General features: G+C 69.7%; 14 protein-coding genes, 1 rRNA gene and 1 riboswitch. Of the genes, 3 read left to right on the forward strand and 12 right to left on the reverse strand.

Annotation, left to right across the window (positions count from 1 at the left end; genetic code table 11):
* Positions 1-245: 245 nt before the first annotated feature.
* Positions 246-839, forward strand: a complete 594-nt coding sequence (locus tag ACZ63I_RS28195) for a hypothetical protein (RefSeq protein WP_469341951.1) — start codon at positions 246-248, stop codon at positions 837-839.
* Positions 840-1,106: 267 nt separating this feature from the next.
* On the forward strand, positions 1,107-1,313 hold the full coding sequence (locus tag ACZ63I_RS28200; protein WP_041991821.1) for a DUF5999 family protein: 207 nt from the start codon (positions 1,107-1,109) through the stop codon (positions 1,311-1,313).
* A gap of 95 nt (positions 1,314-1,408) precedes the next feature.
* Here ACZ63I_RS28200 and gcvP read toward each other — a convergent pair whose 3' ends face one another.
* Positions 1,409-4,294, reverse strand: a complete 2,886-nt coding sequence (gene gcvP, locus ACZ63I_RS28205; RefSeq protein WP_469341952.1) for an aminomethyl-transferring glycine dehydrogenase — start codon at positions 4,292-4,294, stop codon at positions 1,409-1,411.
* A gap of 177 nt (positions 4,295-4,471) precedes the next feature.
* Positions 4,472-4,570: riboswitch (glycine riboswitch) on the reverse strand.
* A 102-nt stretch (positions 4,571-4,672) separates the two neighbouring features.
* Between gcvP and ACZ63I_RS28210 the strand changes: the two genes are divergently transcribed.
* A complete protein-coding gene (locus tag ACZ63I_RS28210; RefSeq protein WP_078863977.1) occupies positions 4,673-5,077 on the forward strand; it encodes a PRC-barrel domain-containing protein in 405 nt (134 codons plus the stop codon).
* On the opposite strand, the gene ACZ63I_RS28215 is transcribed toward ACZ63I_RS28210, so the two are convergent.
* The 11 genes from ACZ63I_RS28215 to rrf all read right to left on the reverse strand — a co-directional run.
* The gene (locus ACZ63I_RS28215) at positions 4,978-6,561 is read right to left on the reverse strand and encodes a DNA polymerase IV (protein ID WP_469341953.1); all 1,584 of its coding nucleotides are present in this window, start codon (positions 6,559-6,561) and stop codon (positions 4,978-4,980) included. The genes ACZ63I_RS28210 and ACZ63I_RS28215 overlap by 100 nt on opposite strands.
* Positions 6,562-6,602: 41 nt before the next feature.
* A complete protein-coding gene (locus ACZ63I_RS28220; RefSeq protein WP_469341954.1) occupies positions 6,603-7,190 on the reverse strand; it encodes a MerR family transcriptional regulator in 588 nt (195 codons plus the stop codon).
* Positions 7,191-7,368: 178 nt separating this feature from the next.
* Positions 7,369-7,842 carry a bifunctional nuclease family protein gene (locus ACZ63I_RS28225; RefSeq protein WP_033327106.1) on the reverse strand — a complete coding sequence of 158 codons (474 nt, stop codon included), beginning with the start codon at positions 7,840-7,842 and terminating at the stop codon, positions 7,369-7,371.
* Between the two features lie 53 nt (positions 7,843-7,895).
* Entirely contained in the window at positions 7,896-8,636 is a 741-nt protein-coding gene (gene ftsR, locus ACZ63I_RS28230) for a transcriptional regulator FtsR (protein WP_469341955.1), read from the reverse strand.
* A 19-nt stretch (positions 8,637-8,655) separates the two neighbouring features.
* Positions 8,656-9,609 carry an FHA domain-containing protein gene (locus ACZ63I_RS28235; RefSeq protein ID WP_469341969.1) on the reverse strand — a complete coding sequence of 318 codons (954 nt, stop codon included), beginning with the start codon at positions 9,607-9,609 and terminating at the stop codon, positions 8,656-8,658.
* An 85-nt stretch (positions 9,610-9,694) separates the two neighbouring features.
* Positions 9,695-10,495, reverse strand: coding sequence for a DUF881 domain-containing protein (locus tag ACZ63I_RS28240; RefSeq protein WP_469341956.1), 801 nt, complete (start codon positions 10,493-10,495; stop codon positions 9,695-9,697).
* Between the two features lie 5 nt (positions 10,496-10,500).
* Complete coding sequence (locus tag ACZ63I_RS28245) at positions 10,501-10,833, reverse strand: small basic family protein (protein ID WP_031069011.1); 333 nt, start codon at positions 10,831-10,833, stop codon at positions 10,501-10,503.
* Entirely contained in the window at positions 10,830-11,762 is a 933-nt protein-coding gene (locus tag ACZ63I_RS28250) for a DUF881 domain-containing protein (protein WP_469341957.1), read from the reverse strand. The genes ACZ63I_RS28245 and ACZ63I_RS28250 overlap by 4 nt, the downstream gene beginning before the upstream one ends.
* A 110-nt stretch (positions 11,763-11,872) precedes the next feature.
* Complete coding sequence (locus tag ACZ63I_RS28255) at positions 11,873-14,368, reverse strand: sugar phosphate nucleotidyltransferase (protein WP_469341958.1); 2,496 nt, start codon at positions 14,366-14,368, stop codon at positions 11,873-11,875.
* Between the two features lie 113 nt (positions 14,369-14,481).
* On the reverse strand, positions 14,482-15,090 hold the full coding sequence (locus ACZ63I_RS28260) for a CDP-alcohol phosphatidyltransferase family protein (protein WP_041991795.1): 609 nt from the start codon (positions 15,088-15,090) through the stop codon (positions 14,482-14,484).
* A gap of 144 nt (positions 15,091-15,234) precedes the next feature.
* A 5S ribosomal RNA gene (gene rrf, locus ACZ63I_RS28265) occupies positions 15,235-15,326 on the reverse strand; the annotation flags it as partial.

Raw genomic sequence — 15,326 nt, forward strand, 5'->3', positions numbered from 1 at the left:
ATCTGCGAGAACACCGCACAAGTTGGACCGAATAACGCCTTGCCGCAATATCTACGACAGCCGGAAGAAACACCGCGTGAACACGCGTCGTATAAACTGCCGAACGAGGCGGAGAGTCGGCGCCCGGCCACGTGGCCCTTGGCTCCTCCTCTGACCTCGTCTGCCGACAGCGACGTCCGCACCCGCACGCACCACCCCCGTATGCCCACGTTCCACCCTGTCTCCTGAGTGAGAGGCAACCCACCATGCCGCTGCATGTCCCCCCGGCTCCCGCGCCCGCCCTGCGCAGCGTTCTCGCGGCCCTCGGTTCACCTACCGCCGTCCGTGAAGCACGCACGCCCGCTCTGCAGTCCGTCCAGGGATCGCTGAGCGCCGAGTTCCCCCTGCCCGTACATGTGCTGGACCGGGCCACCCCGGCCGGCAGCACCCCGAGGACCCGGTTGACCGGCTGGCGGTTCCTGATCCGCAGCGCCGACCGCGCTGTGGCCGCTGCGGACACGATGCTCACCCCCGACGGGTGGACCTTCTCGCGGTTCTTCGAAGGCCCCTACGTCCCCTCGACCGAGCGCGCGCTGCGCCAGGCCGAGACACTGAGTGCCGCGTACCAGCCGCGGCTGCTCTCCGTACCCGAGCTGTACATGCTCACCCTGTGGCTGCACGAGGACACGGAAGCGGACGCGTCGGAGGGCTCGCCCGCCCCGGCCGACCTGCTGGTGCCACTGGCACCCGCACCGCCCGGTATCGCCTCGCACCTGCCGCACCGCGTCTCCGAACTGCTGCCGATGATCGGTCTGCGGCTCGCGCCGAAGCCGGCCTCACTCATCCGCACCCCCGCCTGACCTGCGTCGCGACCGCCGTCCCCGCGCCCCGTTGGCCTCCGGCCACGGGGCGCGCCGCATGCCGTGCCGAACGCTCCTGGAGGATGGCCGAGTTGAGCTGAACCGCCCAGCACTGAGCGACGTCATTACTCAACACAAAGTGCTGCCGTGAAATACCTGCGGATCGGCGTCCGTGGGGCAACACTGGGACCGACAACAGATACAGGGGCGGCCGTGAGCGCATCGAGCCGCAGGACAGTCACTACGACGCAGCGAAAGAACCTACCCATGTGCCAGCATCAACCCGCCTGCCCGACAGCCGACTCAGCCGACCGGGAGGCCGCCCGACTGATGGCGAGCCACCCCGAACAGGGCTGGAGCCTGCTGTGCAACGGCATCCTGCTCTTCGAGGACACCGGTGAACTGCTGCCGGACGGCAAGATCATCGCCCCCCACCGGCCGCTCCGCTCCGAGCAGGTGGTGACGGCAGCCTGATGCCGTCGGTATGACTGGGGCCGGCCGGAGATCTTCCTCCGTACCGGCCCCGACGCATGTCCGCGCCTCGTCACTCTCCGCTGTCGGCGGTCACCTCAGTGGTCGTACGCGTCCAGCGGCGGGCAGGAGCAGACCAGATTCCGGTCGCCGAAGGCACCGTCTATCCGGCGCACCGGCGGCCAGTACTTGTCGGCCGCCGAGACCCCGGCGGGGAAGACCGCCTCGTCGCGGCTGTACGCGTGGTCCCACGCGCCGCCCAGGGCAGCCGCCGTGTGCGGGGCGCCGCGCAGCGGGTTGTCGTCGGCGGGCCACTCGCCCGACGCGACCTTCTCGATCTCGGCGCGGATCGCGATCATCGTCTCGCAGAACCGGTCCAGCTCGGCCAGGTCCTCGCTCTCGGTCGGCTCGATCATCAGCGTGCCGGCCACGGGGAAGGACATCGTCGGCGCGTGGAAGCCGTAGTCGATCAGGCGCTTGGCGATGTCGTCGACGCTGACGCCCGTCGCCTTCGTCAGGGGCCGCAGGTCCACGATGCACTCGTGCGCGACGAGCCCGTTCGGGCCCGTGTACAGCACCGGGTAGTGCGGCTCCAGCCGCTTGGCGATGTAGTTGGCGGCCAGCACCGCGACCTGGGTGGCGCGCTTGAGCCCTTCGCCGCCCATCAGCCTGACGTAAGCCCAGGAGATCGGCAGGATGCCCGCCGAGCCCCAGGGCGCCGCCGAGATCGGTCCTACGCCCGTCTCAGGTCCTGCGGCCGGCTGGAGGGGGTGGTTGGGCAGGTACGGCGCGAGGTGGGCCCGTACGCCGACGGGGCCGACGCCGGGGCCGCCGCCGCCGTGCGGGATGCAGAACGTCTTGTGCAGGTTCAGATGGGACACGTCCGAGCCGAACCTGCCGGGCTTGGCGAGCCCCACCAGCGCGTTGAGGTTCGCGCCGTCCACGTACACCTGGCCGCCCGCGTCGTGCACGGCGGCGCAGATGTCGGTGATGTGCTCCTCGAAGACGCCGTGCGTGGACGGGTAGGTGACCATCAGGACGGCGAGCTGGTCGCCGTACTGCTCGATCTTCGCGTGCAGGTCCGCGACGTCCACGTCACCGTCGTCGCTGGTCTTCACGACGACGACCTTCATACCGGCCATGACCGCGCTCGCCGCGTTCGTGCCGTGCGCCGAGGACGGGATCAGGCAGACGGTGCGCCCTTCCTGGCCGTTGGCGCGGTGGTACGCGCGTACGGCCAGCAGCCCGGCGAACTCGCCCTGCGAGCCCGCGTTGGGCTGGAGCGACACCGCGTCGTAGCCGGTGACCTCGGCGAGCCGCTCCTCCAGCTCGCGGATCAGCGTCAGATAGCCCTGCGCCTGCTCTGCGGGGGCGAAGGGGTGCAGCGCGCCGAACTCGGGCCAGGTGATGGACTCCATCTCCGTGGTCGCGTTCAGCTTCATGGTGCAGGAGCCGAGCGGGATCATGCCGCGGTCCAGCGCGTAGTCGCGGTCGGCGAGCCTGCGCAGGTAGCGCAGCATCGCCGTCTCGGAGCGGTGCTGGTGGAAGACGGGGTGGGTCAGGTACTCGTCGGAGCGCAGCCCCGCCTCCGGCAGCGCGTCGTCGGCCGCCGCGTCGAGCGCGTCGATGTCGGCGTCCACGCCGAAGGCGGCCCACACGGCGGAGAGCTGCACGCGCCCGGTCGTCTCGTCGCAGGCCATCGAGACATGGTCGGCGTCGACGAGCCGGATGTTGACGCCGTTCTCGCGCGCCGCGGCCACCACGTCGGCCGCCCGGCCGGGGACCCGCGCGGTGACGGTGTCGAAGTACGCGCCGTGCACGATCTCCGTGCCGCCGGCCCGCAGGCCCTCGGCGAGCAGCGTGGCGAAGCGGTGGGTGCGTCGTGCGATGGCGCGCAGCCCGTCAGGACCGTGGTAGACGGCGTACATGCCGGCCATCACGGCGAGCAGCACCTGGGCGGTGCAGATGTTGCTGGTGGCCTTCTCGCGGCGGATGTGCTGCTCGCGGGTCTGGAGGGCCAGCCGGTACGCCCGGTCGCCGTCGGCGTCGACGGAGACACCGACGAGCCGGCCGGGCAGGTTGCGGGCGTACGCCGCGCGTACGGCCATGAAGCCGGCGTGCGGTCCGCCGAAGCCCATGGGGACGCCGAAGCGCTGGCTGGTGCCGACGGCGATGTCGGCGCCCAGCTCGCCGGGCGAGGTGAGGAGCGTCAGCGCGAGCAGGTCGGCGGCGACGGTGACGATCGCGCCGAGTTCATGGGCCCGCTCGATGACGGGCGCGATGTCCCGTACCGCACCGGAGGCGCCGGGGTACTGGACGAGGACGCCGAAGACGCCGCGCTCGGCCACCTCGGCGGGGATGCCGCCGGCCAGGTCGGCGACGACGACCTCGACACCGGTCGGCTCGGCGCGGGTCCGGATCACGGCGATCGTCTGCGGCAGGGTGTCGGCGTCGATCAGGAAGACACCGTTCTTGACCTTGCCGACCCGGCGGGACAGCGCCATCGCCTCGGCGGCGGCCGTGGACTCGTCGAGCAGGGACGCGCCGGAGGTGGGCAGTCCCGTGAGGTCGGCGACGACGGTCTGGAAGTTGAGCAGGGCTTCGAGGCGGCCCTGGGAGATCTCCGGCTGGTAGGGCGTGTAGGCGGTGTACCAGGCCGGGTTCTCCAGCACGTTGCGCAGGATCACCGGCGGCGTGAAGGTGCCGTAGTAGCCGAGGCCGATCATCGGCGCGAGCACCTGGTTGCGGTCGGCGAGGCTGCGCAGCTCGGCCAGGACCTCGGCCTCGGTACGGGCGTCGGGAAGCCGCAGCGCCTCCGCACTCTTGATCACGTCGGGCACGGCGGCGGCGGTCAGCTCGTCCAGCGAGCCGTAGCCGACCTGGGCGAGCATCTTCGCCTGAGCGCCGGCGTCGGGACCGATGTGGCGCTGCTCGAAGGGGGTGCCTCGCTCCAACTGTGCGAGCGGAATGCGGTGGGCGGTCATTACGGAGGCCTCCTGGTCGACACGACCTGCGAGGGGCACCAAGACGCGGGTACCCGGGCGGCCTCCCCCTCTGTCATCTCGACCTGAGAGCTTCACCGGCCCGCCCTGCGGCGGCCCGGCTTTCACCGTCGGTGAGAGCGACTGCCTCGCGGCATCCGCCCTGCTTTCCAGAGTGACCTCGTCCGTGCGGTACGGGGGCCTGAGAGATTCCGGGGAGGATTTGCTCCTTCGGCGCCTCCGATGATCTCAACCGGAGGACTCTCCCGCACGGGGTCGACAGCCGACTGCCAGCCTACCAGCGAGCGCTTGAGGCCAACTTTTCGAGTGGCCGCCTTGCCGGATCTGCACTTTTGTAGTCTTTACCAGCAGTTGCGACCAATTGGAGGGACCGTGGAGAGCGATATCGATCCGCGCAGCCTGATCGGCCGCAAGGCGTTCGACCGCGACGGCCACAAGATCGGGACGGTGGACGAGGTCTACCTCGACGACGCGACGGGCGTGCCGGAGTGGGCCGCCGTCCGTACGGGGCTGTTCAGCCACGACGCCTTCGTACCGCTCAGCCCCAGCACGCTGGTGGACGAGGCGCTGCGCGTGCCGTTCGACCGGTCCCTGATCAAGGACGCGCCGGACTTCGGTGTCGGCCGGCATCTCTCCCCCGAGCAGGAACTGCAGCTCTACCACCATTACGGCCTCGCCCTCCCGGAGCCGTCCGAGCGGCCCGCTTCCCTGTCCGACGGGGATTCCCAGCGCGACTTCGGCCGTCTGGCCGGCCAGGAGGACTGATCCCGCGCAGCCCGGTCGGGGTCCGCGCCGCCCGGGTCCGCGACGTCCGTCTCAGCGGGCGGGAGCGGTACGAGCGGCAGCGGGTCGGCCGGTTCCAGGTCGGGGTCGTCCACCCAGAACGTCCGCACCCGGCCGGGCGGTGAGCCCGGCACCTCGAAGCGCACCGTGACCCGGCGGAGCCCGCTGCCCTGGACCCAGCCGGGTCCGAAGGCCGCGTGACGCACGTCATGTCCGGCGGCGAAGCGGCGCTCCGCCGGGGCCGGGACCGCCACGGCCGCTGCCGGGTCCTCTGCGGGCACCGCGGACGACGGGCCGCCGGGAGAGCCACCGGGCTCCGCCGAGGGCTCCGGCGGCCCGCCGGCGGACGCGGCGGACTCCGCGGCCTCGGCAGCCGCCGCTTCGGGCCTGTCGGCCGCCGCCTGGGCGAAGAGGTCTTCCTGCGTGTAGTCGGCGAGCCCGGTGACGCCCACCCCCAGCAGCCGCACCCCGCCGGTCGTGTCCACGGACTCCAGCAGCCGCCCGGCCGCCTCCCGCACGACTCCCACGTCGTCCGTGGGCCCGCGCAGCGTCTCCGAACGGGTCAGCGTCGAGAAGTCGTAGCGCCGCACCTTGAGCACCACCGTCCGCCCGGAGTGGCCGGAGGCGCGCAGCCGCTGCACGCACCGGTCCGCCAGCCGGTCGACCTCCGTACGCACCCGCACCCGGTCGTGCAGGTCCACGTCGAAGGTGTCCTCGACCGACACGGACTTGGCCTCCCGGTCGGACACCACGGGACGCTCGTCATGGGCCAGCGCCATCCGGTACAGCGAGCTGCCGTGCGCCTTGCCCAGCAGCCGGACCAGCTCGTCCTCACCGGCCTCGGCCAGCTCGGCGACCGTGGTCATCCCGGCGCGCCGCAGATGGTCACCGGTGGCGGGACCGACCCCCGGCAGGATCCGCACCGACATCGGCCCGAGCAGCCCGCGCTCCGTGCCGGGCTCTATGAGCACCAGCCCGTCGGGCTTGGCCTGCTCCGAGGCGATCTTCGCCAGCATCTTGGACGCCGCGAGCCCCACCGACCCGGTGAGTCCCGTGACGGCCCTGATGTCCCTGCGCAGCCGCTCACCGGCCGCCCGCGCGCTCGCCGAGTCGTCGGCCGAGCCGCCGGCCTCCAGGTCCACGAAGGCCTCATCCAGGCTCAGCGGCTCCACCAGCGGGGAGAGCCGCCCCAGCAGCTCCATGACCTGCTCGCTGATCGCCCGGTAGACGGTGAAGCGGGGCACGAGATACGCGGCGTTCGGCGCGAGCCTGCGCGCCTGCGCCATCGGCATCGCGGAGTGCACCCCGAACCGTCTCGCCTCGTACGAGGCCGTGGAGACCACTCCGCGCGGCCCGAGGCCCCCGACGACGACCGCCTTCCCGCGCAGACTCGGCTTGGCCGCCTGCTCCGCCGCGGCGAAGAAGGCGTCCATGTCGAGATGGAGGATGGTCGGGGCGCTTCTCACACCACCGATGCTGCCTCAGAGCACTGACAATCGGCCGTTCGTCACACGGCCCGGTCGCGCCGCCGTCTGGCGAGTTCGTCCGCGGGGTTGTTCCCGACGAGCGTCTCGCCGGTGTCGATCCGCTCCCCGTGCAACTGCGAGAGGGCCGACTCGACGTCGCGCCAGACCACCCCCACGGCGATGCCGAAGATCCCCTGGCCCCCCTGGAGCAGTCCGACGACCTCGTCGGGCGACGAGCACTCGTAGACCGTCGCCCCGTCGCTCATGAGCGTCATCAGCTCCAGGTCCTGGAAGCCCCTGGCGCGCAGATGCTGGACGGCCGCCCTGATGTTCTGCAGGGCGACACCGGTGTCCAGGAACCTTTTGACGATCTTGAGGACGACGACGTCCCGGAAGCTGTAGAGCCGCTGGGTACCGGAGCCGTACGCCGGCCGCACGCTGGGCTCGACGAGCCCGGTGCGCGCCCAGTAGTCCAACTGGCGGTAGGTGATGCCAGCCGCCGCACACGCGGTCGGACCCCGGTACCCGACGGTCTCGACCTCGACCTCGGGCGGGGCGACCACAGGGTCGGCCGCGCTGCTGTGAAGCGGATACGGACCCGCCGCCGTGCTGTCGCCGCTGCTTCCCACGCCGACCTCCGTCCTTGACCTGCCTTCACGACGGTAGGCAGTCACTCGGGGTGCGTCAACGATCGCCGCACTCGCCACGCCGAGTGATAATCACCCTGAGAGTGGTTTCGCGTGTCCCCTTCCGGGGAAGGGCTGTCCGAATGCGCTGATGAGGACCGGCGCAGCGCTCACCGGCCGCTCACTGGCTGTTGGTTCCGAAGTCCTCGGGAGAGATCTGATCGAGGAACTCCCGGAACTTCTCCACCTCGTCCTCCTGCTCGTCGGGGATGGCGATGCCCGCATCGTCGAGCACCCCGTCACTCCCGTAGATCGGTGTACCCGTGCGCAGGGCGAGCGCTATGGCGTCGGACGGCCGCGCGCTCACCTCTACCCCACTGGCGAAGACCAGCTCCGCGTAGAAGACCCCGTCACGCAGATCCGTGATGCGGACCTCCGTGAGCTCCTGGCCCACCGCTTCGAGGACATCCTTGAAGAGATCGTGGGTCAGCGGCCTGGCCGGGGCCATCCCCTGCTGGGCGAAGGCAATAGCGGTCGCCTCCCCCGGTCCGATCCAGATGGGGAGGTAGCGGTCGCCTCCCACTTCACGCAGGAGCACGATCGGTTGGTTGGAGGGCATTTCCACCCGGACACCCACAACGTCGAGCTCGTTCACACAGCAACCCTAGGACGTGCCCGGCCGGTTTGGGTAGTCGGACTCCACCAAGATCAGTGGAACCGGACCCCGAGAGCCGTGCTGACCAGTGCCGCGTGCAGCCGTACGGACAGCTCGGCCAGCTCCTTCGTGGTGGCCTCGGCATGGGCCCTGGTCTGCGGATTACGGTGCCGGCGCAGGGGCGCCACCACCTGTTCGACCAGTCCGGCCTCGCGTTCGGCGGCGGCTTTCATCGTCCGCAGATGTCTGGGCTCCAGCCCGAATCCGCTCAGATCCTTGATGAGCTTCGCCACTGTGACGGATTCGACGTCGTACCCGCCGTCCGGCATCGGAGTGACGAGACCGTACGACTCCCACTCCGCCAGCTCGCTCCCCTCGGCCCCGGCGGCGGCCAGCAGCTCGGCGCGGCCGATCCTGGCGGCCGTCGGCAGCTCCGCCGCGTCGGCGGCCCAGGACCCGGCCAGCGGCTCCCGCGCGGGACCGGGCACCGGCACCCGCTCACCCCGGCCGGCGGCGTCGAGATGCTCCTTGATGACCTTCAGCGGAAGATAGTGGTCCCGCTGCATGCGCAGCACCTGCGCCAGCCGGTCGACGTCCTGCGGGCCGAACTTGCGGTACCCGGAGGGTGTCCTGCGCGGCTCGATCAGCCCCTCCGCCTCCAGGAAGCGGATCTTCGAGATGGTGACCTCGGGGAACTCGTCCCGCAACTGGGCCAGCACGGCCCCGATGCTCACCAGTGGCTCGCCCGTGTGGGCGGTGCCGTGTCCGGCACCGCCCGTCGGTGTTCGCAGCATGGACCTTCCCTTTGAGGGGTCACACGCCCAGCGGACTCGCGTAGAGGACCAGCCGGTACTTGCCGATCTGGACCTCGTCGCCGTTCGCCAGCAGGACCGAGTCGATCCGCTCACGATTGACGTACGTGCCGTTCAGACTGCCTACGTCCGAAACGGTGAAGTGGCCGTCGGCGCCCCTGCGGAACTCCACATGGCGACGGGACACCGTCACGTCGTCGAGAAAGATGTCGCTCTGCGGGTGGCGCCCCGCCGTGGTCAGGTCGCCGTCCAGCAGGAAGCGGCTGCCCGAGTTCGGCCCGCGGCGCACCACCAGCAGCGCCGAGCCCGCGGGCAGGGCGTCGACAGCGGCCTGCGCCTCGGGCGAGAGCGACGGCAGCGCCGTCTGCCCGGTGGCCTCGGCCTCGTACGCCTCAAGCCCGGAGATGGAGATCGTGGACGTCGTCTCCGAGGGCCGCTCGGCCGGCGCGCCGGCCCGCAGCGGCGCGCCGCAGTTGGAGCAGAACCTGCTCGCTTCGGCGTTTCGGTGTCCACATCTGGTACAGACCGGCAAGGCCGACATGGCGGGACCCTCCTGCCGCGACTGCCCTGCTGCGGCGTCGGTGGCGTACGTACCGGTGGGAAAGTCTCCACCCGTACTTGAGGTTGATGGTTTCCCGAAACCTATGCGCCCCTGACCGGCGGGGTCAACAGCCGACGCGCCGTGACCACCGGGATTATCACCGTCCTCGCCACCGCGCTGATCGCGGAAGAGCGGGCGATCACCGCTCGCCTCCTCGCTCTGGCCCTGGCGTGACGCGCGGTGACGGGCGGAGCCGCCGCTCTCCTCGCGTGCGCTCCTGCCGAACAACTTCGCAAACAACTTCACGGGCGATTCCCCTTGACCGAAACAGACCCGCCCGTGGGGCAGGACGAACCCTGAATGAACACACCTGCCGACCCGGACATCTTGACAACGTCCGTATCCACCGGACAGTTTCCACCACTCAACGTGCTGATCGTGCGCCGACCCCCCGCAACCTCATGCCCTCCTGTGGCACCTGCCATGCACCATCCGCCCACTACGATGACGACCGAGCGTAGTCAGGCTGCTCCGCCGGTCGCAAGGCATCCACGACGATCTTCTCCGAGCCGGTCACAGTGGCTGTGGCCTGCTCCTTCTCCAGCGTCTGCACCACACCGCCGGGAATGTTCAGCGCGGGCTCCAGATCCTGCGGTTTGCCGATCACCTTGAACCGGTACGGCGCCTCCACCGCGCTGCCGTCCACCTTGACGTCGCCGGCCGCCCCGGAGAAGTGCGTGGCGGCCACCACCCGCACCTGGTTGATCTGAATGGCCTCAGCTCCCGCCGCCCGCAGCTCCTGAATCGTGTCGAGCAGCATGTCCGGCTCGACGGAGCCCTGACCGTCACCGATCGTCAGGACGATGCCGGGCCCCTGGGCCGCCACCGTACCGGCCAGGATGCCCAACTGCTGCTCCTTCTCCAGGGTCTGCTTGCGCGCCTCCTCCGCCTGGTCCGAGCTGGTCTCCAGACCGGTCCGCTGGTTCTCCAGACGCTGCTTCTCGTCCTCCAGGCGCTGCGTGCGGTTGTCGACCTCGTCCAGGATCCGCACCAGGTCCTCCTGGCGGGCCCCGCGCAGCGCGCTGTCGTCGTTGTTCGACCTGACCTGAATGGCGAGCCCGAGGCCCAGGACGAACAGCAACACGGCCACGACGAGTTGGGCGCGGGTCACCCGCGGCGGCCACAGCCCGGCCGCCAGCCGCTGGCGGCCCGTCAGCTCGTTCGTACGGTCCTGCGGGGGCGGCTCGCTGCTCATCGGCCCCTCGCCCGTCGGCTGCTGGTTCATCGGCTGGTCGTTCATCGGCGTCACGCCCGGAAGACGTGCCGGCGGATCGCGGCGGCGTTGGAGAAGATCCGGATCCCGAGCACCACGACGACCCCGGTCGAGAGCTGGGCACCGACACCCAGCTTGTCGCCGAGGAAGACGATCAGGGCCGCCACCACCACGTTCGACAGGAACGAGACGACGAACACCTTGTCGACGAAGATCCCGTCGAGCATGGCCCGCAGCCCGCCGAAGACCGCGTCGAGCGCGGCGACGACGGCGATCGGCAGATAGGGCTCGACCACCGCCGGCACCTCGGGCCGGACGAACAGTCCGACCACCACTCCCACGACGAGGCCCAGTACGGCGATCACGATGTGCCCTTCCCTGTGTCAGCCGTCCCCTGCCCGGCACCCGTCCCGGTGCCGGCGGTCCTCGGCTCTGCGATACGTACGATCAGGCTCGGCGCGGCGGGCAGCCGCACCTCGTCCCGGTCGGAAATGCTGGTACGGATACCGAAGTTGTCCTTCAGCGAATGCAGGTACTGCCCGTCGGCGCTGTCCAGGAACGCGGTGCTCAGCTTCTTCGCGTTCCCCACCGCCAGCAGCGTGTACGGGGGCACCAGCGGCCTGTTGTCGACCAGGATGGCGTCACCCGCCGCCCTGATCGCCGAAAGGGCCGTCAGCCGCTGCCCGTTGATCGCGATGGCCTCGGCGCCCGACTCCCACAGACCGTTGACGACCCGCTGCACGTCGCGGTCGCGCACCCGGCCCGTGTCGGAGAAGTCGCTGTTCTCCCGCGGCCCGCCGCCCCCGCCGGACTCGGTGTCCTTCGCGTCGTCGACGACGAGCTTCACCCCGGGGCCGTGCACCTCGGTCCCACCGGCCAGCAGCGCCACCAGCGCGCCCTGGTCACCGCCGTGGTTGCGCAGCGCGGCCCGCTGCCGGTCGCCGACGTCCTTGCGGAGCTTGTCGACGGACTTCTCCAGGGCGTCGGCCCGCGACGTCTCCGTGTCGACCCGGTTGATCAGCTCGTCGCGCTCCTTGGCCACCACGGGCGCGGCGACCCGCGCCTGCGCCGCGCCCACCGTGACGACGGCCGCAGCGAGCACCAGCCCTGCGGCCAGCCCGAGCTTCGCCTTGAGCGTGCGCGGCAGACCGCCTTCCTCAGCGTCCCTGCGCGCCGCCGCCTCGGCGTACCCGTCGTCGAGGCTGTGGTCCATCACGTTGTTCAGCAGCGACATCGAGGCGTCCGGCCGCCGAGGCGGCGATACGGTGCTCCGAACGGGGGGCTGCTGCGACATGCCGCACATCGTCGCACGTCGCGAGTGCTACCGCCGAATGGCCCCACCGGAGTGCCCGGTGGCGTCCGCGGACACCACCGGGCACATTCCCGTCACTTGCCTCACATACGTCAGCGACCTGCGCTGTCGACGACCGCCGCCCACTCGTCGAGCAGCGCCTGCGCCGAAGCGTCGTCCGGACCCTCCGCCCACAGATGGGTGACGGCCTCCGACGGGTCGGGCAGCACCATCACCCAGCGGCCGTCGGTCTCCACCACCCGTACGCCGTCCGTCGTGTCCACCTGGCGGTCCGCCGCCGCCTCGACCACCCGGCGCATCACGAGCCCCTTGACCGCCCACGGCGTCGCCAGGTCCCGGCGCAGCACATGGGCGCGCGGAATCCGGGCGTCGATCTGGCTGAGGGTGAGCTGCGTACGCGCCACCAGACCGATCAGCCGCACAAAGGCGGCCGTACCGTCGAGGACACTACTGAACTCCGGCACGATGAAGGCACCTCGCCCGTCACCACCGAAGATCGTGTCCTCCTCGCGGCCGACCCTGGTCAGGTCGTCGGGCGACGTGGTCGTCCACTCCACCTGCGTGCCGTGGTAAGCGGCGACCTGCTCGGCGATCCTGGTCGTCGTCACGGGCAGCGCCACCCGGCCACTGCGCCGCTCGGCCGCGACCAGGTCGAGCAGCACCAGCAGCGCGCGGTCGTCCTCGATGATCCTGCCGCGCTCGTCGACCAGCGACAGCCGCTCACCGACCGGGTCGAACCGCACCCCGAAGGCCGCACGCGCCGAAGCGACGATCTCGCCGAGCCTGACCAGACCCGACCGGCGCGATTCGGCGGTCTCGGTCGGCCGGGACTCGTCGAGCCCCGGGTTGATGGTCAGCGCGTCGACACCGAGCCGACCGAGCAGACTGGGCAGCACAAGCCCGGCGCTACCGTTCGAGGCGTCCACGACGACCTTGAGATTGGCTTCCGCGATACCCGTCGTGTCGACGTTGCGCAGCAGGGACCCGGTGTACGAGTCGAAGACGCTGGCCGGGAAGTGCAGATCCCCGATCTCACCCGGGAACGCCCGGCGGTACTCCTGCCGCGCGTACACCCGGTCCAGCTTCCGCTGCCCGGCCTGGGAGAGGTCGGCGCCGCGTTCGTCGAAGAACATGATGTCCACGGAGTCCGGCACACCCGGCGACGTACGGATCATGATCCCGCCGGCGCTGCCGCGCGCCGTCTGCTGCCGCGCGACGGGCAGCGGCACATTCTCCAGGTCGCGTACGTCGATGGCGCTGGACTGGAGCGAGGAGATCACCGCGCGCTTGAGCGCACGGGCACCACGCGAGTGGTCACGCGCCGTGGTGACGGTGGACCCCTTCTTCAGCGTGGTCGCATACGCGCCGGCCAGCCGCACGGCCACCTCGGGGGTGATCTCCACATTCAGGATCCCGGAGACACCGCGGGCACCGAAGAGGTTCGCCTGGCCCCTGGACTCCCAGATCACCGACGTGTTGACGAAGGCGCCGGCTTCGATCGTCTTGAACGGGTAGACCCGGACGTTGCCCTGGATGATCGATTCCTCACCCACGAGGCACTCGTCGCCGATGACGGCGCCGTCCTCGATCCGGGCGGCGCGCATCACGTCGGTGTTCTTGCCGACCACACAGCCGCGCAGATTGCACTGCGGGCCGATGTACACGTTGTCGTGGATGACGGACCTGTGCACGAACGCGCCGCTCTTGACGACCACGTTGGAGCCGATGACGGTGTGCTCGCGCAGCTCGACATCGGCTTCGATCTTCGCGTAGTCACCGATGTACAGCGGACCGCGCAGCACGGCGTCCGGATGCACCTCGGCACCCTCGGCGACCCAGACACCCGGCGAGATCTCGAAGCCGTCGATATCGACGTCGACCTTGCCTTCGAGCACGTCCGCCTGAGCCTTCTGGTAGCTCTCGTGCGTACCGACGTCCTCCCAGTAGCCCTCGGCGATATAGCCGTAGATCGGCTTGCCTTCCTTCATGAGCTGAGGGAAGACGTCACCGGACCAGTCCACCGAGACGTCGGCCTCGACGTAGTCGAAGACCTCGGGCTCCATGACATAGATGCCCGTGTTGACGGTGTCGGAGAAGACCTGCCCCCAGGTCGGCTTCTCGAGGAAGCGCTCGACCTTTCCTTCCTCGTCCACGATCGTGATGCCGAATTCCAGCGGGTTGGGCACCCGGGTGAGGCACACCGTGACGAGGGCGCCCTTTTCCTTGTGGAAGGCGATCAGATCGGTGAGGTCGAAGTCGGTCAGGGCATCGCCCGAGATGACGAGGAAGGCATCGTCCTTGAGCGCCTCCTCGGCATTCTTCACCGAACCAGCGGTGCCGAGCGGCTTCTCCTCGTTGGCGTAGGTCAGCTCCATTCCGAGCTCTTCGCCGTCACCGAAGTAGTTCTTGACGAGAGAAGCCAAGAACTGCACGGTGACAACGGTCTCGCTCAGCCCATGGCGCTTGAGCAACCGCAGAACATGCTCCATGATCGGCCGGTTCGCGACCGGCAGAAGCGGCTTGGGCATGCTGGAGGTCATGGGGCGAAGTCGAGTACCTTCGCCACCGGCCATCACGACGGCCTTCATGTCGGAAGAATCCTCCTCGAAGAGACGATCTCGCCGACGTCACCCGTCAGAGGCAGGCGCATAAGCGTCCAGCGCGGGCCGGCGACACTGCACGGCACGACAGAACGACGGGCTCAATCGGCCACGGTGTCCGCTCTGACGAGCCGGCGGACCTGGACCACATACAGGATCCCTGCCCACCAATACAGAGTTGTACCCCAAACTGCGAACGCCCATCCGAAAACTTCGGCGAGTGACGCAAGCCAGCCATCTCTGTCACTGAGCAGCAGCAGAGGGAAGGCGTACATCAAGTTGAAGGTAGCTGCCTTCCCGAGGAAGTTCACCTGGGGAGGCGGATAACCGTGCCGGCGGAGGATTCCGACCATCACCAGAAGCATCAGCTCACGGGCCAATAGCGCTGCGGTGAGCCACAGGGGCAGGATCTCGCGCCAGGTGAGGCCGACGAGGGTGGAAAGGATGTACAGCCGGTCGGCAGCGGGGTCGAGGAGCCGCCCCAGGCTGCTGATCTGGTTCCACCTGCGGGCTAGCTTGCCGTCGAGGTAGTCGCTGATGCCGCTCAGGGCCAGGACCAGCAGCGCCCACAGGTCGCTGTTGGGGCCACCGAACTCGGGGCGCAGGATCAACCACAGGAACAGCGGCACGCCGACGAGGCGGGCCATGCTGAGGATGTTGGGGATGGTGAGCACCCGGTTCGTCTGAACGCGGGTCTCTTGGACCTCCACCCGGGGGCCTCCATGTGGGAAACGTGCCGACGATGCCTCCTGACCTTACCCTCAGCACTGACGGGCGGACGCCAGGGGGGTGCGGAACGCAGAAAAGCCCCTGCACCGTGAGGTGCAGGGGCTTCCCTGTTGTTGCTAAGAATTGTTCGGCGGCGTCCTACTCTCCCACAGGGTCCCCCCTGCAGTACCATCGGCGCAATGAGGCTTAGCTTCCGGGTTCGGAATGTAACCGGGCG

This window comes from Streptomyces sp. NPDC087906, assembly GCF_055584925.1.